The organism is Halobellus clavatus (assembly GCF_900107195.1).
Lineage (GTDB): Archaea > Halobacteriota > Halobacteria > Halobacteriales > Haloferacaceae > Haloquadratum > Haloquadratum clavatum.
In genome coordinates this window covers 84771-104831 of the sequence record NZ_FNPB01000004.1, presented here as the reverse complement: position 1 = coordinate 104831, position 20061 = coordinate 84771, and the positions used below count along the sequence as shown (strand labels likewise).

The 20061-nt window shown below is 63.6% G+C and carries 15 protein-coding genes; 12 read left to right on the top strand and 3 right to left on the bottom strand.

Annotated features, from left to right (window positions below; all coding sequences use genetic code 11):
* The first annotated feature begins 184 nt into the window (after nt 1-184).
* The 4 genes from BLU74_RS07605 to BLU74_RS07590 all read left to right on the top strand — a co-directional run bounded on the left by BLU74_RS07605 (nt 185) and on the right by BLU74_RS07590 (nt 3405).
* Nucleotides 185-673 (top strand): hypothetical protein, encoded by a 489-nt coding sequence (locus tag BLU74_RS07605; RefSeq protein WP_139175682.1) that lies wholly within the window; start codon nt 185-187, stop codon nt 671-673.
* Between the two features lie 310 nt (nt 674-983).
* Nucleotides 984-1259 (top strand): DUF8044 family membrane protein, encoded by a 276-nt coding sequence (locus BLU74_RS07600; protein WP_089766676.1) that lies wholly within the window; start codon nt 984-986, stop codon nt 1257-1259.
* Between the two features lie 3 nt (nt 1260-1262).
* Entirely contained in the window at nt 1263-2315 is a 1053-nt protein-coding gene (locus tag BLU74_RS07595; protein ID WP_089766675.1) for a DUF4350 domain-containing protein, read from the top strand.
* On the top strand, nt 2308-3405 hold the full coding sequence (locus BLU74_RS07590; RefSeq protein ID WP_089766674.1) for an AAA family ATPase: 1098 nt from the start codon (nt 2308-2310) through the stop codon (nt 3403-3405). The genes BLU74_RS07595 and BLU74_RS07590 overlap by 8 nt, the downstream gene beginning before the upstream one ends.
* On the opposite strand, the gene BLU74_RS07585 is transcribed toward BLU74_RS07590, so the two are convergent.
* The 3 genes from BLU74_RS07585 to BLU74_RS07575 are packed head-to-tail and all read right to left on the bottom strand — an operon-like array spanning nt 3312 to nt 6209.
* Nucleotides 3312-4277, bottom strand: a complete 966-nt coding sequence (locus BLU74_RS07585) for a DUF7982 domain-containing protein (protein ID WP_089766673.1) — start codon at nt 4275-4277, stop codon at nt 3312-3314. The two genes, BLU74_RS07590 and BLU74_RS07585, sit on opposite strands and share 94 nt — an antisense overlap.
* Nucleotides 4274-4762, bottom strand: a complete 489-nt coding sequence (locus BLU74_RS07580) for a DUF8163 family membrane protein (protein WP_089766672.1) — start codon at nt 4760-4762, stop codon at nt 4274-4276. The genes BLU74_RS07585 and BLU74_RS07580 overlap by 4 nt, the downstream gene beginning before the upstream one ends.
* Complete coding sequence (locus BLU74_RS07575) at nt 4755-6209, bottom strand: DUF58 domain-containing protein (protein ID WP_089766671.1); 1455 nt, start codon at nt 6207-6209, stop codon at nt 4755-4757. The genes BLU74_RS07580 and BLU74_RS07575 overlap by 8 nt, the downstream gene beginning before the upstream one ends.
* A gap of 266 nt (nt 6210-6475) precedes the next feature.
* Here BLU74_RS07575 and BLU74_RS07570 point away from each other — a divergent pair, with 266 nt between their 5' ends.
* The 8 genes from BLU74_RS07570 to BLU74_RS07535 all read left to right on the top strand — a co-directional run bounded on the left by BLU74_RS07570 (nt 6476) and on the right by BLU74_RS07535 (nt 20007).
* Nucleotides 6476-8533 (top strand): hypothetical protein, encoded by a 2058-nt coding sequence (locus tag BLU74_RS07570; protein ID WP_089766670.1) that lies wholly within the window; start codon nt 6476-6478, stop codon nt 8531-8533.
* 21 nt (nt 8534-8554) lie between these two features.
* Entirely contained in the window at nt 8555-9574 is a 1020-nt protein-coding gene (locus BLU74_RS07565; protein ID WP_089766669.1) for a DUF1616 domain-containing protein, read from the top strand.
* Between the two features lie 115 nt (nt 9575-9689).
* Complete coding sequence (locus BLU74_RS07560) at nt 9690-12641, top strand: ABC transporter permease (RefSeq protein WP_089766668.1); 2952 nt, start codon at nt 9690-9692, stop codon at nt 12639-12641.
* Complete coding sequence (locus tag BLU74_RS07555; protein WP_089766667.1) at nt 12638-14281, top strand: hypothetical protein; 1644 nt, start codon at nt 12638-12640, stop codon at nt 14279-14281. The genes BLU74_RS07560 and BLU74_RS07555 overlap by 4 nt, the downstream gene beginning before the upstream one ends.
* Nucleotides 14282-14403: 122 nt before the next feature.
* Nucleotides 14404-15093, top strand: coding sequence for an ABC transporter ATP-binding protein (locus BLU74_RS07550; RefSeq protein ID WP_089766666.1), 690 nt, complete (start codon nt 14404-14406; stop codon nt 15091-15093).
* 18 nt (nt 15094-15111) lie between these two features.
* Complete coding sequence (locus tag BLU74_RS07545; protein ID WP_089766665.1) at nt 15112-18117, top strand: FtsX-like permease family protein; 3006 nt, start codon at nt 15112-15114, stop codon at nt 18115-18117.
* A gap of 102 nt (nt 18118-18219) precedes the next feature.
* On the top strand, nt 18220-19344 hold the full coding sequence (locus BLU74_RS07540) for a RodZ family helix-turn-helix domain-containing protein (RefSeq protein WP_139175680.1): 1125 nt from the start codon (nt 18220-18222) through the stop codon (nt 19342-19344).
* A gap of 72 nt (nt 19345-19416) precedes the next feature.
* Nucleotides 19417-20007, top strand: a complete 591-nt coding sequence (locus tag BLU74_RS07535) for a metal-dependent hydrolase (RefSeq protein WP_089766663.1) — start codon at nt 19417-19419, stop codon at nt 20005-20007.
* The last annotated feature ends 54 nt before the right edge of the window (nt 20008-20061 follow it).

Below are 20061 nucleotides of genomic sequence, written 5' to 3'. Positions count from 1 at the left end.
GTTCTCTGTTTTACGGAATTCACTGGCCGAGTCAGGTTTCCACTCAAAGTAGGCGACAGCATCTTGCGTTAGGTTTTCTACTTCACCGTTAATTGTCGCAGCGTAAGGTCCATTACTCACACCAGAAGTATTTGCTACAAAACCATCTCCGCTAGATGCCGTAGGGGACAATGACGAACTATCCGTGCTAAGCGATGAGGTAGCCGTCTCAGTGGAAGTGGAGGTTGCTGTTTGGGTCGAAGTTAGAGTGGTAGTGGAAGTAGATGTTTCCGTTTGGTTCGAGGTGGAAGTCGTAGTTTCGGTAGAAGATGGAGTCGGGGTCGGAGTTGGAGTTGGCGTCGGAGTAGGTGTTGGAGTCGAGGTTTCCGTCGGAGTCGCAGTCGCAGTCTCGGTAGCGGTCTCGGTTGCCGTCGACTCACCAGATGTCGTAGTCGTTGTCCCGTTGGTCGCAGCATTATACGGCGACGCGAGATCGGCGCTACCTGATTCCTCGATAGCGCTCGATGGGTCCTCTGACGCGAGAGCGGCTGACGCCGGCCCCGCTATCACAGAGAGTACCATCAGCCCCGTTAGAACCAAACTTATCAGTTTGGTCCCTGTGTCAGACGATCGTCTCATATCAACGGAATATGGTAGGAGGGTTATAATACTTAGGTACAACAACATATTCTAAATCCGCGTACGGATGGGTGGATGGGACACCCGGTGAAGTGTATATCCTTGACGAACTAGATTCTTAGAGAGCAATAATCGGTAATCTAGTCTTTCCTCCGATACTCTCGAAGTAGTCGAGACTATCTGAAATGGCCGCCGCTAACTCCCACTCATACCATATTTATTATCATTTCTAAATTTCAAATTTGATAATTAGAGAACAGTAATTATTTGGATATAACAGAATTTGTATCTAAATGTGCTCCGGGGAGCTGGCGACGCACCTCACCGCCGATGGCTTCAAACCATCCGCCCAACGTGGTAGGTGTATGGCAGTCTCACGGCGACAGCGATTCGTCCACGCGCAGGTCGCCGCGATGCTTGCGGTCGCGTTCGTCCTCTCGCTATTGGACTCGCTCACAGGCGAACTCTTCTTCGTCGTCTCGCTGATCGCGTTCCTCGTCAACGTCGAACTGACGGCGCCGTTTCACGTGACACCGCGATGGCGGCGACGACTCCGTTGGGTCATCGCTCTCGGACTGATCGCGTTCGGCTACATCGTCGTTCAGCGAATTCTCACAATTCTTCCCCCGGGAGTGTTCTGATCGATGGGGGATTCGACCGCCCGATACGCGAGATACGCCGTCGTCGGACTGGCGCTGCTCGTTCTCCTTTCGCTCGGAGCGGGAGTGGCCACGAGCACAGCAGCGTTCAGCGCCTACAACGCCGCCTGGGACGGATCGACGAATCTCGAAGAGATCGCAGCAACCGGCGAGACGGAACTATCCGTGGCGACGACCGTCGACTCGGCGTACGAACGTTCCGAAGACAGCATCGTCATCGTGCTCTCGCCCGATCGGGCCTACACCGAGGCCGAACAAACACAGATCCGACAGTACGTCGATGAAGGCGGGACGCTGCTCGTCGCCGAGGACTTCGGGAGTCAGACGACGAGCCTGCTGCGGGGGGTGGGCGCGCGGAGCCGAATTGACGGCCGGCTCCTTCGCGACGAACGCCGGTACTACCGCACACCGAACATCACTCTCGCGTCGGGAACGAACAACTCCACGCTCATCGGGCCCGAACAGACGCTCACGCTTAACCACGGCACAGCAATTCGGGCGAACGGAACGACGATTCTCGCGAACAGTTCGGAGTTCTCCTATCTAGATACGAACCGCAATTATGCACTCGACGACCAGGAATCCCTCGAATCACGCCCGGTAGTGACCCGCGAGTCGGTAGGCGAGGGCACGGTACTCGTCGTGAGTGATCCGTCTCTGTTCATCAACGCGATGTCCGATCGCTCCGGGAACCGACAGTTCATCGGCGCTGTACTCGAAGAGTACGATCGGGCTGTCGTCGACGACAGCCACGCGGAGCGTGTCCCGCCGTTGTTCGCGTGGCTGTTCTGGCTGCGATCGTCGCCGCTTGCCCAGGTCGCCCTCGGCACTCTGGCCTTGGGAGGCGTTGGTCTGGCGACGACACATCGCCGCGTGGTCAGTTCGGTGTTCGACAGTGACGAGATCACAGTCGACGCCGATCAGGATGTGATCCTGGCGTATCTTGGGGCTGAACACCCAGAATGGGATACCGCGGACGTCAAACGGCTGATAGCAGGAGTTATCCCTGACCAACATAAAAGGGACGACGATGACTGATCCGGCCCGCCTCTACGACGAGTTGCAGTCGGAGGCCTCGAAGCTCCTCATCGGGCAGGATACCGCACTCAAACACCTGACTATCTCTCTGCTAACCAGGGGTCACGTGCTGCTCGAAGGTGTCCCGGGCGTCGCGAAAACCACGCTGGCGGAAGCATTCGCCCGCGTCACCGGACTTAACGCACGACGGATCCAGATGACACCGGATCTGCTCCCGGCCGACGTCACCGGAACGAAAGTCTATCGGGAAAACACCGGGACCTTCGAGCTGGAACGGGGCCCCGTGTTCGCCAACGTTGTCATCGCCGACGAGATCAACCGCGCGACACCGAAGACCCAGAGTGCACTGCTCGAAGCGATGCAGGAGCGGCAGGTCACGATCGAAGGCGAGACGCTGGAACTCCCGTTACCGTTCATTCTGATCGCGACCCAGAACCCGATCGAGATGGAAGGCACGTTCGGGCTACCGGAAGCACAGCGGGATCGTTTCCAACTCAAAATCAACCTTGGGATTCCGAAACGGAGCGGCGAGGCCGAAATCCTCGATCGGTTCAACTCTGCACCGAACTTAGGGCCCCAGGACCTCGAACAAGTCGTTTCGCAAGGAGAGATACACGCGGCACAGGAGATTGTCAGCGACGTCCACTTGGCCGACGCCGTGCGAGACTACATCCTCGACATCGTCGACCAGTCCCGGACGATGCCGGAGGTGAGCCACGGCGTGTCGCCCCGTGGTGGCCTCCAGTTGCTCCGAGCCGCGAAAGCGAACGCCGCCATCGAGGGACGAGCGTACACGATCCCGGACGACGTCAAGTCGCTGGCTGTGCCAGCGCTCGCACACCGGCTCGTATTGAGTACGGACGCAGAGATCGGCGAGGTCGAACCGGAAACGATCATCGAAGAGATTCTCGAGACGACGACACCGACGAGTCCGGACGCGTCACCAGCCAAATCGACTGCGGTGGGTGACGGCGGCAAAATCGACGAAACCGACGATCAGGTCTCGGCTTCGGATCCGTCGGATACGGACCCGGAGTCCCGGTCAGCCTCGTCGGACTCCGCGTCGGACGCCGATTCGGATTCCGAGTGAGCGGCGGCCTGTTCGTACCGGAAGGTGATCCGATGGCCAGTGTCGACCGCGTCGACGGACGGGACCTCAACACTGGTGTCGAGGCCGCGGGCTAGTCCGACGGCGAGGAACGACACCAGCGGGTGATCGAAGTGTGTGGGGACACCGTAGGAGACGTCTTCGACGACGATCGATACCCGGCGTGCCGGTTCGTCGGCCTCGGCGTCAGCGGTACGCGCGAGTTCGAACTGTTCGACGGCGGCTTCCGCAAGTTGGGACGCCAGTCGGTCCGGACTGTCGTTGATGAGAGAAGTCCCTCGAACGAACGCGGTCCACAGTTGATGTGCGGCTGGGGTGAAGGCAACGCCGCGCCGTCGCTCCTGATTCGGTGAGACAAAGGTCGCTTGGAGGGACCGTTCGTTGGGGAGTTCCCAATCGGTAGTCTGAGGGACGAACAGGCGAACCCCCGCATCGGTCTCGTCGGTGCGATCAAGCGGGACGTAGATCGACTGTTCTTGTAAGCCGAGTTCGTCCCGTAGCGCAGTGGCGTGAGATCGATAAGCGGTATAAGCCGCCTCTCCGACAGAGGCCGGAACGAGCTGGTCTGGGGTCAGGAAGTACAGGAGCACGCCGCCGAATCCACCGGTGGCCGCTAGAATCAACAGCGTGCGTCGCAGTGCGGGGAGGACCGCCGCGCCGACGAGTGCCACCGCGCCGACGAACGCCATTCCGATGGCAGAGCGACGGTACTGAGACTGGCGGGCTCTGAGATACTCCTGACGGAGGCGTCGGTTTTCCTCTTCAACGACGGCGATCCGTCCGCGGAGTCGGTCTTCGTCCCGAGCGTCCGTCGGTTCCTCCGATCGCCGGTCCGGATCTGTCTCGGCGGTCACCTCGCCTCACCCACCAGTCCCATACGTACCAGCTGATATCTGTGGATAGCATAAAAACAGCCTGCACTCAGACCGACGACAACGATGGCGGTCTGCCAGAGCGGCCCGAGCAGACTGACAGCGATCCAAGCGACGGCAACAGCGACCAACGATCCAACGGTTACATCACGGATAGCCCGCACGCGGAGCGGCGACGGTGCTTGGACCAGACTGACGACAAGAAGCGCCCAGAGGGCAATCTGTGCGAGGAGACCGCCGATGCCACCGAGTCCAGTCTGGGTCGCGGCGAACGCGATCTGTCCGAACCCGAAAACAAAATATCCGGGGGCGAGCCACCAGCCGAACCCGACCGAGATCGCGACGAGAGTCCCGACGAAACCGCTGGAAACCGTCAGTCCGACAGAGAGCAGTGCGAGAATACCGACTCGTAGAATCGGGCCACTCCTTGGCGATAGCCGGTCGAAAGAGAGACGGCCGTCACCCATTGTACGTCCCCTCAGACGTCGAGGTCCGTTGGCGGGTGTCTCGTGCACGGAGGAGACCCTCCAGTCTGTCTTGTGGCGCGACCTCGAACGCCGAGACACCAGTGAGTCGGTTCAGGCGCTTGCGGAAGGATTCGAACTCCTCGTAGTCGGCGTATGCCGCCTCGACATCCGCTAGCGTCGACTCGAAAAAGACAGTCGGGGTAATAAAGACGAGCACCGCTCCCTCGCGCCGTCGGAGCGCTTTGACCGTCTCGTAGAGTTCGGCGCGTTCGGTGTCGTCGGTGAAAACGACCGCATAGAGTGAGCCCTGGAGACGATCGACGTATTGCCTGACGGTCGCAAAGAGCGATCGAGAACTGAACCGGGCCGTATACTCGTTCGGCGACCGGTAATACGGTCGCAGTGTCGCGGTGAACTGTGTCCCGTCGTCTGCGATGATGGGTGCCTCCCGCCCTGCGAGCGGATTCCGCACGGACCGTTCTGTCTCATCACTGGAGCCGTCTGTGGGTTCGAGACTCCTGATCCGAGAGCGCACGAGTTGGTGTTGGGATTCGCCGGCTTTCGGCGGGAAGACGTTCGTCGCGCCATCGTCGCCGACGGTGTAGAGGCCCACCGGGTCGCCAAGCGCGTCGGCACTGTTGACGTACGCGAGTCCGAGTTCCTTGAGGTAGTCCAGTTTTGTCTCCCCAGCGGCTCCGACAGCAGTCGTCGTGCGATGATCCAGGATGAGCGTGGTCTGTCTGGCCGATGGGACCTCGAAGTCGCGGATATACGGGTGGTTCAGCCGCGCGGTAGCCTTCCAGTCGATCCGCCCGATGTCGTCTCCGTGTTGGTACTGGCGGATTTCCGCGGGTTCCAGCCCGGGACCGCGCTGATCCGAACTGTGTTCACCGAATCCGGCGGAGATGCGCTCGCCACCTTGGCCGATGTGCATCCGACGCGGCGCGCGCGGTTCAACGTCCAACTGGAGCGCGGAGTCGTCGTGCTCGAACGTTTCGACGAAGAGCCCGTATGCGGATCCGACGGTGACGAGTGGTGGATCGAACGTGGTCGTGCCGGCCGTTGGGACGGAGAACCGGACGCGGGCGTGTGACGGCCCATCTGCGGTGGGTGTGACCGAGCTGTCGGAGTCGTCGGTTTCGTCGACAGCAAGTGGGACGTGAGCATCGATTGTCACCATCAGAGCCGTCGGGGCCGCAAGTTCGGCGCTGAGAGTCAAGACGACGGGTTCATCCGTTGGAGCACGCCTGCGAGACAGCGACTGATTGATAGTGAGTGCTTCCGGGAGGGTCCCAAGATCTGCGGCAAAGCGAGCCTGGCAGCCGATGAGGGCACCGGTCAAGATGGCGGCAGCCGCGATGAGACCCGGCGTAGCGAGAGCGAGGCCGAACAGAGCGAGAACTCCAGCCACGCCGATCGCCGCCCAGAACCGTGGTGTCGGCCGCATCTGTGCTGACCGGTTCGAAGCGAACGTTAAAACAGTACCCCTTCATCATCCGATTGACGTGATATGCGAAAGACGTTTTACTGCCCGCCGTTCCTGTATCCGTATCCGTGGTGTTGACCGGGGGGTGGGCGCGGGTCGCAATCGCTGCGCTCTTACTCGTGGCTGTCGTGCCATCCGTGACGGCGACTGGGGCTCAGCCGGTAGATTCTCCAGCCGATACCGAACGGTTACAACGGTTGTCACTCGGTGGCAGCACGGGGGTGGCGATGCCGCCAACCCAACAGACGGCAAACAACTCTACGATCCAACATACGAATCCCGAGGACAGTGATGAAGAAGGTGAGCTCGACGCAGTACAGAACTGGCTCACTGGGCGGATGGCTGAGACGCTCATCAACTGTTCACAACGGACGAGCGTATCTGAAGAGATCGCGTGTTCTCGCCTCGACGAAGAGTATCCGGAGTGGGTCTCGAATTACATCACGACCGCTCGGGACACCGACGGGACCGGCGACGACCGCCGGGGCAGGCAGTTCAACGAGACCCAACAGACCCACGAGGAGTACCGCGACGCAGTACAGGAGTTCAGCGAAACCAGACAGGCGTACTCGGAGGCCCGGGAGAACGGCGACAGGGAGCGAGCGCGGGAGTTGGCACGGGAACTCTCAGAGACCGCAACGCGAGTCAACGAAACCGGGGGGACGCTGACCGAGCAGTTCGAGCGACTCGAAGCGAGTACAGGGATCAATTTCGGGCCGGCAATCAGAAACACACGGGAAGTGGCAGAGAACGCGACGTCGATCGCTGCGACCGTTCGTCAACGGGAGTTCGTCGCTACATCGCTCACTGTGAGCGCCAATCGATCAGCGATCGCGTTCGACGGTCCCGTCCGAATCAGCGGACAGTTGCGCGCGAACGACTCCGCGATCGCGACCCGGTCGGTGAGGATCGTGGTCGGGACGCGGACCTACACGGTTCGGACGGACGCCGATGGCCGATTCGACCTCGTGTATCGACCGACACTGCTGCCGCAAGCGACTGAATCGCTTACGATCGCATACCGGCCGGCGCCGAGTTCGCTGTACGAACGGTCTGAAGCGGCGGTGAACGTGAACGTCAGCGGGACACCGTCGGAACTCTCGGCTACCCTCTCCGAAACAACGGCGGTGTACGGAGAGACGGTTCGTGCAGAAGGACAACTCCGAGCAGCCGGCCGTGCGGTTCCGAACGTGCCCCTGCGGATCGCCTTCGCCGGCACTGCGACGCGGGTTCGGACCGATTCCGAGGGCGAGTACAACGCGGGTGTCGGCGTGACACCTGCTGTGAGTGACGGAGCACAGACGGTCACGATCAGGGTGGGGCTTCGCGATCGAGCGATCGAGCAGACGACAGAGACGAGAGCGGTCACTATCGAGTCGTCGTCGACGAACATCACGCTCCGTGCCACCGATGTGACGTCGGACCGAGCGCGGATCACGGTGGGACTCGCCACCGAAAGCGGTCGTGAGGTGTCCGGCGAGACACTGCAACTTACTGTCGCCGACGGCACTCGCCGCACTGTCACAACAGACGAAACCGGTGCGGCGACGGCGGCTCTCGATCTTGCGAATCGAACCGGAAACGTCACTATCACCGCGGCGTACCGACCGTCGGGAGGGAATTTGGCGCCAACGACAGAGCGTCTCCGCATCGCTGTCCCCGACGAGGAGACCGCAGCGACTGGTGCGCAGACTGAGGGCCCAGGTGGTAGTGGTGGTAGTTCCGGGCCGGGGGCGGTCTCTCCCGAATGGGCCGGCGCAGTTGTCGGGATCGTCGCGCTGTTCGTTGGCGGTGTCCTCGTTGCAGCCAGGGCGTTCGGCGTTCGGCCGACCGATGTCCTCGCGCGGTTTCCCGGCGGCGTGCTCGGGGCGCTCGGGGCCGACACCGAACAGTCAGACGGAGGCCGCGACGAGGCGGACGAAGCACCGGGCGGGTCCTCGACAGCGGCGGAAGACGCCGAGATCACTGAGGGCGAGCCGCCGGTGATCGACGACGCTGAGGCGCTTCTGGACGAAGGGCGGACCGACGAGGCCGTCATCACGATCTACGAGGCGGTTCGGGCCGAACTCGTTGACACATACGAACTGCTGCCGGGCCTGACTCACTGGGAGCTGCTCGACCGGCTGCAGTCGTCTGGCGGGGAACAAGTGGGCGAGTCCGTCCTCGGGCTCACGACGGCGTACGAACGGGCTGCGTACGCGCCGGATACGGTCGGAGCTGATGAGGCGACTGCGGCTCTCGAAACCGCGAAGCGGCTCCTTTCACAGACCGACCAATTTTTGTGAACTCTCATCTGAGGAACATTCATGAGTCGGGATTCGGACTGGCGGTTGCTCCTTCCAGCGTCCGTCCGTACGCTCCCTGCGGACCTGGCGGCGGTCGTCGTGCTCGCGGTTGCGACGACGGTGGCGGCGACCGTCCCAGGGGTCCGAGAGACCCCGCTTCGCGTCCTGTTGGGTCTCCCGTACGTCCTGTTTATCCCCGGGTACGCACTTGTCGCCGCCCTGTTTCCGGAGGCCAGGGAATCCCCTGAAGATGGCACTGGCAGCGACGAAGCGGACGGTCGTGAGGGGATCGACGGCATCGAACGCGTCGCGCTGTCGTTTGGGCTGAGCATCGCGATCGTCCCGCTGATCGGGCTCGTGCTGAACTTCACCCCGTGGGGAATCCGACTGGTGCCGATTCTCGTGTCGGTGACCGGCGTCACGGTCGTACTGACCGCAATCGCCGTGCGTCGACGCGCGCAACTCGCAGAGTCCGAACGGTTTCACGTACCCTACGAAGCGTGGCTCACCGGTGTGCGACAGGAACTGTTCCACCCGGACTCGCGTGCGGATGCGGGACTCAACGTCATCCTCGTCGTGAGCATTCTGCTGGCGGTCGGCAGCGTCGGTTACGCAGTCGCAGTGCCCGCACAGGGCGAGGCGTTCACCGAGTTGTACCTGCTAACGGAGGACGAATCGGGCGAACTCGTCGCTGACGACTATCCGACTGAGTTCACGCAGGGGGAGACACGGTCGATGATCGTCGGGATTGGGAATCACGAACACGAGACTGTCCAGTACACGCTGGTGTCGCAACTCCAGCGGGTCGAGGTGCAAAACAACACGACAATCGTCCGCGAGCGGGACGAACTGAACCGCTACTCACCGACCGTCGCGGCGAACACCACCTGGCAGACGCGGGACTCGGTGACACCGACGATGAGCGGGGAGCGACTCCGACTCACCTACCTGTTGTACAAAGACTCCGCCCCGCCGACACCAACGGCCGACAACTCGTACCGGGAAGTCCACCTCTGGATCAACGTCACGACGGAGCAATGACGGATCCGTCCACCCGTTCCAGTCGACGTGTGAGAAAACACGTGGGTCGTGAGGAATCGAACCGGACCGCCTCGGAGCGCCGGTCGCGGACGTCGAATCGATTTCGGGACACCTAATGGGGTATCGACGAGCACTCTCGTTCGGCTGGGCACGGCGGGACACGCTGGCAGTCGTAGTCATCGCGCTGACCGTTGCATTCCTGGTCGGGGCAGCCGTCCTCGGCGTCGCACTCGGAGACCAGACGACGGCTATCGCGGCAGAGTTCGAGACCACGTACGAACTCGCCGGGGGCGGCGGTGACGGAACATCCTCGCCGGGAGCCGTCCAGTTCACGCTCGGGACGGTCACTGGAGGCGGCGAGCGAGCGACGGTTGTCGGTATCGACCCGAACGCGCCGAACATTACTGTTCGCGGTCAGCGGATCGGGTTTCCGACGGCACAGCGGGGGACGGTCGCTGCCGCGACGGCGACCGATCACTCGGTGTTTTCGGGATCCGACACGCTCTCGGTGCAGTCGCGGTCCTCCCACCCGCTACTTCCCGATTCGTGGTACGTGACCCACCCGGCGACCGCCCGGGAGCTCGCCGACACCGAGTCGTACACGATCCGCTCGGTACCGACCCCGCGAACGCCGCTGCTCTCCGCCCTGCTGTTTTTCGTGTACGGCTCTCTCGAACTGATAAACGTACTCCAGTTGGCGACTATCGGCGGCGGGCTGTTGGTGGGTGTGACCGCGTTCAGTGTGGTCCGGATCAGCGTTCGGGAACGTCGGCCCGACATCGAGGTTCTCCGGGCGACGGGCGCAACGCCGCGACAGATTGTCGGGATCTACGGGCTTCGCGCGCTCGTACTCACCGCAATCGGCCTCGCGATCGGATACGGGTTCGGGCTCATCTTCGTTCGGGGAGTCGTGAACGTGGCTCTGTCCTACGGCCTCCCAACGTCGCTGGATATCCGACTCACCTCCCGGGTACTCCGGGTCCTCGTCCCCGCTGGAGGGTTGTTCTTAGTGATCGGCGGCCTTTCGGGGATCGGTGCGGCCTATACCACGACCGCGACCGACCCGCGACCCGATCGCGGCCGAACGGGCGGTTCCGGTACCGCTGACGGGCCGCTCTCGGGTTTTCGGCGGTTGATCGGGACTCGGCTGCTGCAGTGGAGCACACTCGTTCCGACAGCCGCAACGCTGACCGTCTTTATGTGTGCACTGCTCGTGCTAACGTCGGTGGCCGGTGCGTTCGGCCCGCTGGCCGCCGCCGACGGACAAACGATCACTCAGCCGGGGACGCCGCACCCCGTCGCCAGTAACGTCCCAGTTTCGTATGCCGACGCCCTCCGCGCGCAGGGCGCCGAGGCGAGTCCCGAAATCCTCCTCTTCGAGGTGTATCGCGGGGACCCGATCGTGGCCCGCGGCGTGAACTTCTCCGCGTATCGGTCCTTTTCGGGGATCGAACTGCAGGCCGGAACGATGCCTCAGACTCCGGAGGAAGCGTTGATCGGAACCGATCTCGCGCGTGCGACCGGATTGCGGGTCGGCGACACGATGGTCATCGGCGGGAGCACGACGCCGGCCGTTGCCCGGATCGAAATCACGGGGACGTTCGCCGGTCGGGGCATTCAGGACGATCAGCTGCTCGTCGGTCTCCAAACAGCCCGAGACCTCGCAAACAGGCCGGCGGATTCAGTGCACCTCATCCGGACGCGAGGGCTCAGCGTCGATTCCGAGACCGCCTCGACGATCGTCGTGACGGATGCGGGCCTCGCGAGACAGGACGGCCAACCCGGTGTCGTCCTGACAGCGACGAACCTCGGATTGAGTGAAACGACGCGGGCAGTCGACGTCACGGTGAACGGGACGACACGGACGACCTCGATCACGCTCGCGAGCCGACGGTCGGGCCAACAGTTCGTGCCGTTCGACCTCCAGACTGGCGAGACCTACGAGCTCGAAGTCGGCAATATCGACGTGCGGGCGTCCCTCGGTGAGTCCGGTTCGACGGGTGACGGCGTGGCGGCTACGGGGCTGAGGATCCAGGGGCCGACGACAGTCCCGGTGAACAGCACGCCGCAGTTCGTGGTCCGGCGCGGCGGCGAGCCGGTCCCGAACGCAACGCTGTCGGTGGGTGCGGAGACGGCGACGACGGGCGGTGGGGGTACCACGCGAGTCCGGTTCGGGACGAGCGGAGACGCACGGGTGATCGCGGACGCCGGCGGGGATCGCACCGCGATGACAGTGTCGGTGACGACGAACGCCACCAGGCGACCGACGCTCTCGCTGTCAATCACTCCGGACGCACCGAGCATTTTCACGCGACCGGACGCGACGGTACGGTTGTCGAATCCGTGGGAGACCGATCTCCAGTCGTCGGTAGTCATCGAGGCGCCGGGGGGCGATCGGACGCGGAATCTCACCCTCCCATCCGGTGGGTCGACAGAGATCGGCTTCACACTCCCGCGCCGCCCGCCCGGCACGTACACGGTCACGGCGACGGTCGGTGAGGCGCAGCAAGTGTCGACGACGTACGCAGTTCAGGGTGACGAACGGCTGGGTGCGGCGCTGGCCAGCAGCGGTCGGTACACAGGCGGCAGCGGGATCACACGGGCAATCCAGCTGGCATTCGGGAACATCGAGGCGCTCGTCCTTGCAATCGTGTCGCTGCTCGCCGTGATGACTGTCGGGAGCACGACGGCGGCACTCACCCGGGCCGTACACACGTCGAAAAACGAGATCGGCATCCGGCGTGCGACGGGGGCGACCCCCGCGGACGTCTTCACTGCGGTCTTCACCGACGCGCTCAAAATCGGCGCGGCGGCCAGCGTCGTTTCCATAGGGCTCGGATTCGGTATCGTCCGGGGCCTCTTGTCGATGGGCGAACTCCGCGTGTTCGGGTTGGCCCTCGATCCGATACTCAGTCCGGCGGTCGTCGTGGGGGCGATCAGCATCGGGCTCGGAGTGACGGTCGTCAGTGCGCTGTTGGCGACCGTTCGGACGGTCCGAGCCCCACCGGCGAGGCTGCTGGTGGACAGACATATACCAGTGTCTGATGAACGGGGCGATAGCGAATGAGCAGTCGACGACGACAGGCCGGCATCGCCCTCGTTGCACTTCTCGGAGTCGCATTGGTCTTCCGGGCAGGCCCGCTCTACTGGAGTCAGTATCCCTCGACGCTGGACGGCTTCAACTACGCCGCCAGCGCACAGACGGCGATCGACTCTGGAACGCTCCGGCTCACCGGGCGGGCGGACAACCTCTTCTTTACGATGGTCTTCGCAGTCGCGGGAGTGGTCTTCGATACGACTGCGCTCCGCGTGACTCAGCCGGCGGCGACGGTGATCGGAACCGGGATCTGTCTCGTCGGGGTCGTCATCGCGTGCCGCGCAGTCCGGGACTCGGCATCGGTCTCCGTGAATCCATCACTGGTCGCGCTCGTGGTCGCCGGACTCCTGGCCGTCGAGGGCCTGTTCCTTCGCCGGACGACCGTCCCCGACTCAGACCTCGTGGGGATTCTGTTTCTCCTCATCGTCGCCGTCTCGCTGCAATACGCCTATCGGACCGGCCGGCCGCGTTGGTACGGGATCACCGCGCTCCTCCTCGGCGTGTTTCCGCTCCTCCATACCTTCACGTCGCTGGTGGTCGGCCTGGTGGTCACGGGCCTGACCGCCCGCCACGTCTCTCGGCGGCTCTCACTGCGATCGCTCGCCGGCGGCGTCGTGATCGCGGGTGGGTTCTGGACGTACATCGCGGTGTACTACCGAACGGCCGAAACGTCGCTGTCGCTCGCGGTACCCTACATCGATCGGGTCACGGCATATCCGGGGCTGTTCGTCGCGTGGGCGATCGTCCTGGTCATCGGGATCGTCTGGCTTCAACACACCAGCCTCCGGATCCGCCGGGGAGCCTACCTCGGAGTCATCGGCTGTTTCTTCCTCGTCGTGGGTCTCAACGCCGTCACGCCGATCTTCCCGGGGACGGCGAGTACGCCTCGCGTCGTCCTCGCGCTCGTCGCGCTACTGGTGTTCGTCGCGCTGGCAGCCGCGACATCGCTCGATCTTGTCGCGGACGACGACGGTGGCACAATTCTCCTGGCGCTGTTCCTCGCACCGGCCGTGATCATCGGATTCAGTCTCACTGCGTCGCTCACCGCGGAGTACTTCGCGACCGCGATGCGCGCACAAACGTTCCTCCACTTTCCGGTCGTCGCCGTCGCGGGAGTGACTCTGGCACGTCTCCTTGCGACCAAAGACCGGAGTCGGATCCGCCGCGGTCTCGGAGTCGCCGTCGTTGTCGTGGTGGTCACTGCAACCGTCGCGACGGCCCCGCTGGCGTTCGTCAATATGGATACCGGCTCCACACCGAGCACGACGCTGAACTCGGAGTACGAGGGCGTCGCGTTCCTCGGGGACGGTTACTCGGGGACGTGGACGACCGATCACTCGCTCAGTCGGGTCGGCGGGCACGCCTTCGGGGCGAACGTGACGGTCACGCCGACGGCGAGTTGGCTTTCTGGTGGTCCGTCACCGCGCTGTCCCGTCGTCTCACAGCGCTCGTGGACGACGACCGGGGCGCACCTGTTCCCGAGCGATCCCGAGACGGTCTCTCCCGACCAATACGAAGAGTGGACGGCGTCACGGAACGTCGTATACGCGGCGAACGGGCTCGATCCGGTCACCGTGTCGCTGCCGCGATCGAACGCGACCGGCTGCTGACCCGCAGGTATGCTTCGCTCGCGGCAAGGAACCGGAATCACTGGTCCAAACGGAATGCGTCGCACCGATCGCACGACCGGAGCAAATAATATACATACCGGACCCGACAACCCAGGCACACGATGGCAGGCCCAGTCCTCCGCGGCGAAGATCTCACCGTCGACCGGGGCGGCACCCGGATCCTGGATGCGGTGTCGATCGCCGTCGATTCGGACGTTTCGCTCCTCGTTCGCGGGGCGAGCGGGGCCGGCAAAACGACGCTTTTCAACGTCCTCGGACTGCTGACAACGCCGACGAGTGGGTCGTTGTACGTCCGCGGCGAGGATGCAAGCGAACTCCCGGAGCGGAAACGCGCGGTCGTGCGCCGGGATACGATCGGCTTCGTCTTCCAGGACTTTCAGCTGATCCCGGACCTTTCAGCGTGGGACAACGCGGCGCTCCCACAGGACCACACGGGCAGCCGCGACGAGGAGTGGCTGCAGGAGCTCTTCGACGCACTCGACATTCAGGACCTCGCCGGGCAGTACCCGGCGACCCTCAGTGGCGGCGAGAAACAACGGGTCGCCATTGCTAGAGCGCTGGCGAACCGACCGGCGGTAGTGCTGGCCGACGAGCCGACGGGACAGCTCGATCCGAACACCGCAGAGCGCGTGTTGGATCTCCTCTTCGAGGTGCAGGCACAGACTGAGACGGCACTCGTGTTGATCAGCCACGACCGGGGATTGGCACATCGGTTCGACGAGACAGTCCTGCTTCGAGATGGGCGTCTCGTGGAGGACACCGGCGAGATCGACTACTCGGTGCCGGAATGAGTCTCATCGGGAGTTGAAATGCGGTTCGAATCCACGCTGCTCGGGTCGTGGTCGCGCCGGGAGTGGCTGAGCGTCGCAGTCATCACCGTTACGGCCGCGTTTCTCGTCGGCTCTGGCATCCTGTTGCTCACTGTCGGATCGTACACCGCGACGCTCGAAGACGACCTCGGGAGTTCCGCGTCGGCCACCTATTACGAGTCGTACGAGACCGCGCGGACGACGACAGGTGACGATGATCTCGTCTTCCCGCTCGCACGGGTTTCGGTCGACGGCGAGAGCGGACACCGTGTCTTAGGAGTTCCTCCCGATGCACCCGAACGGATCGAGTCGGCCTCAGTCGCCTGGGAGTCGGCAGCGGTCCCACAGCCGCCCGAGGAGGGACTGTACGGACCGGTCCCGCAGCCGACCCGACAGGAAGTCGGCACGACGACGGTGCGGGTGTCGCCTCATTCGACTGACAGCCGCCTCTTCGCTTCGGAGTGGTATCTCGGCACGGCCAAGACGGTCACGTCGCTCGGAGAGACGCACGCACTGGTGGTCGACACGGGTGACGCGGCCCAAGATGGCGGGGCGCCGATGTGGCGACTCGACGGGGTGCCGCTGATCGCCGCGCTTCCCTTCCTGCTTCGCGGGGTCGGACAGATCGTCCGAACCCTCTCGCTGGCGGTCGTCGGCAGCGGCCTCCTCGTGTTGATCATCGTCTACAACGTCACTCGGATGTCACTCCGCGATCGCCGTCGGGAGATCCAGGTAGCTCGTGCGACTGGCATCTCGCCGTATCGGCTGTTCGGACTCCTGGAAGCGCGCGTCGCCGTGATCACGGGGACCGGCGTATCGCTGGGGTTCGCCGTCGGGCTCATCGCCACGAACGCGGTGATCAACGCGGCCACGTACGCCGGGCTTCCGGTCACACTCAGTACGGTCATCACCCCGGAGATCGTCCGCTTCGTGCTCCTGATCAGCAGCTTCCTGTTGGGAATGGGGCTGCTCGCCGGCGGGCTGGCGTCGATTCCGGTGATCCGCCGTGATCCGGCCGCGCTCAGCGGCACGGAACGGCCGCGAGACACTGAGTCGCGGGTTCCCGCGGGGCTGGCGGGCCTGGTGCGGCCGACGTTCGTCACGTGGCGGGCGTTGATTCCCACGACGGCGACACTCGCAGTGTTCGTCCTGATCGTGCTCTTGATATCCGCGATCGGTGGCGCCATCGCGCCCCTGGCGACCACTTCGAGCGGCACTGTCGTCGAGAGCGGCGCTCCCCACCCGCTGAACAGTCGTCTGAGCGAGGACTACGCAGGCGTGCTCCGCTCGCAGAACATCACGGCGAGCCCCGAGGTCCTGTACGCCCAAACACTCGACGGGGAGCCGTATCTCATCAGGGGGGCGAACTTTACTGCGTTCACGTCTGTCTCTGGAGCGCGCCTGACTACCGGCCACCCGCCACGTGCCACCGATCAGGCGGTGATCGGTCGCGGTCTCGCGGCTACTCTTGGGCTCGATGTCGGCGAGACGATCACGGTCGGCGGGAGCGTCACGCCCGGCGTCCGACGAGTGCAGATCGTCGGGAAATACGCTGGCGAAGGCATCACCGACGACCAGCTCGTCGTGCCGCTCGGGACGGCCCAAGAGCTCGCCACCGGGACGGGTGAGGTACATCTCATTCGGACCAACGGGACGACCGATTCGTTCGGCGCTCTCACACGGGAATCCGGCGGGCTCGTGGTGACCGGGATCTCGGGAGCGGGGTCGATACAGGCCGGCAGCGACTACACGGTCTCCGTCACAACCCGGAACTTGGGCGACGAGCGCGCCAGCCGCACCGTGAGTGTCCGAATCGGAAACCGGACACGGAACGTCACAGTCGCGGTCCCGGCCGGCGGCGTCACCCGGACCGATGTGACGTTCTCCTCGTTGGAAGCGGGAACGTACACCATCGCCGCAGACGGAGTGACTCGCTCGCTCGATGTCTACACGACCCGGGCGTTCGTCGTTCCACAGGAGTACCCTGATCGGGCGCCACCGGGGACCACGTTGGTCGTGCCGGCCGCGACGCCGAACGGCACCGGGGTCGCAGAGGCAACCGTGACCCTCGGCGACCGACAGGCACAGACGACCGGGGAGGGCGTCGCCCCGATACGCGTTCCGACGACAGAAGGCGAATACACGCTCACCGTCGAGAAGGAGGGGTACGAGACAGCGACACACACACTGGTCGTTGAACGCGGCACTCCACGAGAACTGACGGGGCGAATCGACGTCCAGCCGAGTACGGGTACCCGGCTGACCGATCCGATCGTCGAGATCCAACTCGGGAACCCCTGGGGGACGTTCTTCGTGCGGAACGTCTCGCTCGTGACGCCATCGACTGTCGAGACCCGGACCGTCGAGATGGCCGGTGGCAACGTCACGCGCATCACGCTGTCGGCCGCCGAAACCGGGCTCGACCGCCGCCTCACTCCCGGGACCTACGACCTCAGAGTAGTCTCGAATGGCACGGTGCTCGCCACGACGACCTACGAAGTCACGGGTGACGAGCGGATCGCTGCGACGTTGGCGAGCCAAGGCGAGTACTCGTCGGGGACCGCCGTCGGCCGCGCCATCGAGAACGTGTTCGGGAACGTCCAGGTGCTGTTTTTGGTCATCGTCGGACTCGCCGGGCTCAGCACCGTCGGAGGAACGACGGCGACGTTCGCCTACGCCGTCCACGCGAGTCGGCGGGAGATCGGGATCTACCGCGCGACCGGCGCCGGACCGTGGCGGATTCTCTGGCTCCTGTTCGCCGACGCGCTCCGGGTTGCGGTGCCAGCGGCTCTGGTAGCCTTTGGTCTCGCGGCGGCCCTCCTTCGGGGCCTCGTGGAAGCGGACTTCCTCGTCGTGTTCGGCGTTCGCCTGTCGGTCCCGCTGTCGCCGTTTGCGGTCGGTGCAACGCTGTTGGGGGCGATCACGCTCGCCGCGGTGAGTGCGCTTGGCGTCGGGATCGTGATCGCATACACGATGCCCCAGCGATTGCTCGCTGCGGGTCGCTGAGCGTTCGATGACCGGGGCTCCCGTGCAGTACGCTGATCGTAATCCGAACTGCCAGTATGGAAAAACACTTACCACGCGTGGCCGGAGGTTTGTGCATACTCGATGCCCTCCACTCGCGTCTGCTTTGCCGTGCTACTCATCGTCTGTGTGAGTGTTGCACCAGTGGCGGGGCAGTCCGACGACTACGAGATCACGCTCGGTGAGGAGGTCGACATTCCGGAGCGCACCCTCGATACCGATTCGGGAGAGTTCACCGTGTCAGTTGCCGGCCGATACGCAGAAGGCGACACGGTCGACGTCTCAACGTCCGGTCCCGGGGGAACTTCCTATGCCGTTCGACTCTTCGACAGCCAAGAGTACCTCAGAGCGAGCAGGTATCCGGAGGAGGACGGGAACGTACAATTCTCGCTTAGCCGATACGATCCCGGAACGTACGCGATCGTCATCACGCCCGAAAGCAACGCGGACGAGATATTAGCGATCAAACCGTTAGTGATCTACGGCTACACCGTTTCGCACACGACGCCAAACGAGACGGCTGTCGATTCGACGCTCACCATCGAATTCAGTCTCGATCGGGTGAGCGGCGAGGTCGAGGAACCGCCGGCCAGCGTCGAGGTCACGCTCGGCAACGACTCGACGTCACTCACCACCGAAGCGACACGCACGTCTGACCTCAACTACACGGCTAAGATCGATGTCGATCCGCTGTCGCCCGGTGACTACCGTCTCTATACGGGCATCCAGCGGGACAACACCGTGTACGGGTACCAGGAACTGATCGGCGTCAATACGTATCAGGTCTCGGTCGTCGAATCGACCGCAACGGAGACTCCGACAGAGACCCCGACAGCGACACAAACGCAGACGCCGTCGACTACGACGAGCGGCTCTGGGGCCACCCAGGAACCGGGTGCGCCGGCAGCCGGGACCCAAACTACGGCGAGTGCTACAACAGCCACGATGAGTCCCGCAACGACGACGAGAATAACCAGTCCGAATTCGACACAAGCGGTGACATCGACAACATCTCCGATCACGACAGCCGAGTCCAACGTGGATGAGGATCCGACACGTGCACCGACGGCGTCGTCGCAACCCACGACTTCGGCTTCGCCCGGCTCCGAAGCCGGGAGTTCCACACCGGTGAACACGCCGGTGTTACCGGATGGTGGGATGTTCGTGCTGGGTATCGTCGCCGTCGCGTTACTGTCCCGACTGCGGTAATCGACGTTCATCGATCATTTAGTTCCGATTGGGTCGGTAGGCTGATACGTCGGGACCGTTCAGAAGGAGGTGATGTGGCCCTGGGGACACGCCGCTGTCGGATATCTGTTGTATGCGCTGTTCACGTATCTCGCGGACCGGGAGGTACCCGGGGATGTTGCAACAGTCATTCTTGCGGTCGCGACGCAGTTGCCTGATCTGATCGATAAGCCGCTGGCGTATTCGTTTCAGGTGCTTCCGACAGGGCGCTCGCTCGCCCATTCGCTGTTGTTCGCCATACCGCTGTGTCTCCTCGCGTGGCGCGTGGCCCGCTCGGCCGAGCAGTGGCAGGCGTTCGCGGTCGGGTACGGCTCGCATCTACTCGCCGACAGTTACGGTGCCCTGCTGGCGGGACGGTTCGAGATGGCGACGTTCCTGCTGTGGCCGGTGTTGCCGTCGCCGGAATATCCGACTGAGAGCTTCGCGGGCCACTGGATCCGGCTGCTTGACTCCCTGTCTTCGGTGACAGTCGATAGCGTGGTAGCCGGCGCATTACCGATGGTGGTCTATCAGGGATTGTTGGCGGTCGGCGTTGCCGTTCTGTGGCTGCTGCACGGAACGCCAGGTATTCAGTGGCTGTATCGCTGGCTCCGTTCCCGTACTGTAGACACTACTCCCCGCTGAGCCGTAGTCGCTGCAATAGTAACTGATACACACCGGGAACTCCCAAATCTGGGA

Coding starts and splice junctions, on each gene's coding strand:
- BLU74_RS07555 (WP_089766667.1), top strand. CDS start 12,638: ATGAGCAGTCGACGACGACAGGCCGGCATCGCCCTCGTTGCACTTCTC.
- BLU74_RS07540 (WP_139175680.1), top strand. CDS start 18,220: ATGCCCTCCACTCGCGTCTGCTTTGCCGTGCTACTCATCGTCTGTGTG.
- BLU74_RS07575 (WP_089766671.1), bottom strand. CDS start 6,209: ATGCGGCCGACACCACGGTTCTGGGCGGCGATCGGCGTGGCTGGAGTT.
- BLU74_RS07535 (WP_089766663.1), top strand. CDS start 19,417: ATGTGGCCCTGGGGACACGCCGCTGTCGGATATCTGTTGTATGCGCTG.
- BLU74_RS07600 (WP_089766676.1), top strand. CDS start 984: ATGGCAGTCTCACGGCGACAGCGATTCGTCCACGCGCAGGTCGCCGCG.
- BLU74_RS07545 (WP_089766665.1), top strand. CDS start 15,112: ATGCGGTTCGAATCCACGCTGCTCGGGTCGTGGTCGCGCCGGGAGTGG.
- BLU74_RS07570 (WP_089766670.1), top strand. CDS start 6,476: ATGCCGCCAACCCAACAGACGGCAAACAACTCTACGATCCAACATACG.
- BLU74_RS07590 (WP_089766674.1), top strand. CDS start 2,308: ATGACTGATCCGGCCCGCCTCTACGACGAGTTGCAGTCGGAGGCCTCG.
- BLU74_RS07565 (WP_089766669.1), top strand. CDS start 8,555: ATGAGTCGGGATTCGGACTGGCGGTTGCTCCTTCCAGCGTCCGTCCGT.
- BLU74_RS07580 (WP_089766672.1), bottom strand. CDS start 4,762: ATGGGTGACGGCCGTCTCTCTTTCGACCGGCTATCGCCAAGGAGTGGC.
- BLU74_RS07550 (WP_089766666.1), top strand. CDS start 14,404: ATGGCAGGCCCAGTCCTCCGCGGCGAAGATCTCACCGTCGACCGGGGC.
- BLU74_RS07560 (WP_089766668.1), top strand. CDS start 9,690: ATGGGGTATCGACGAGCACTCTCGTTCGGCTGGGCACGGCGGGACACG.
- BLU74_RS07595 (WP_089766675.1), top strand. CDS start 1,263: ATGGGGGATTCGACCGCCCGATACGCGAGATACGCCGTCGTCGGACTG.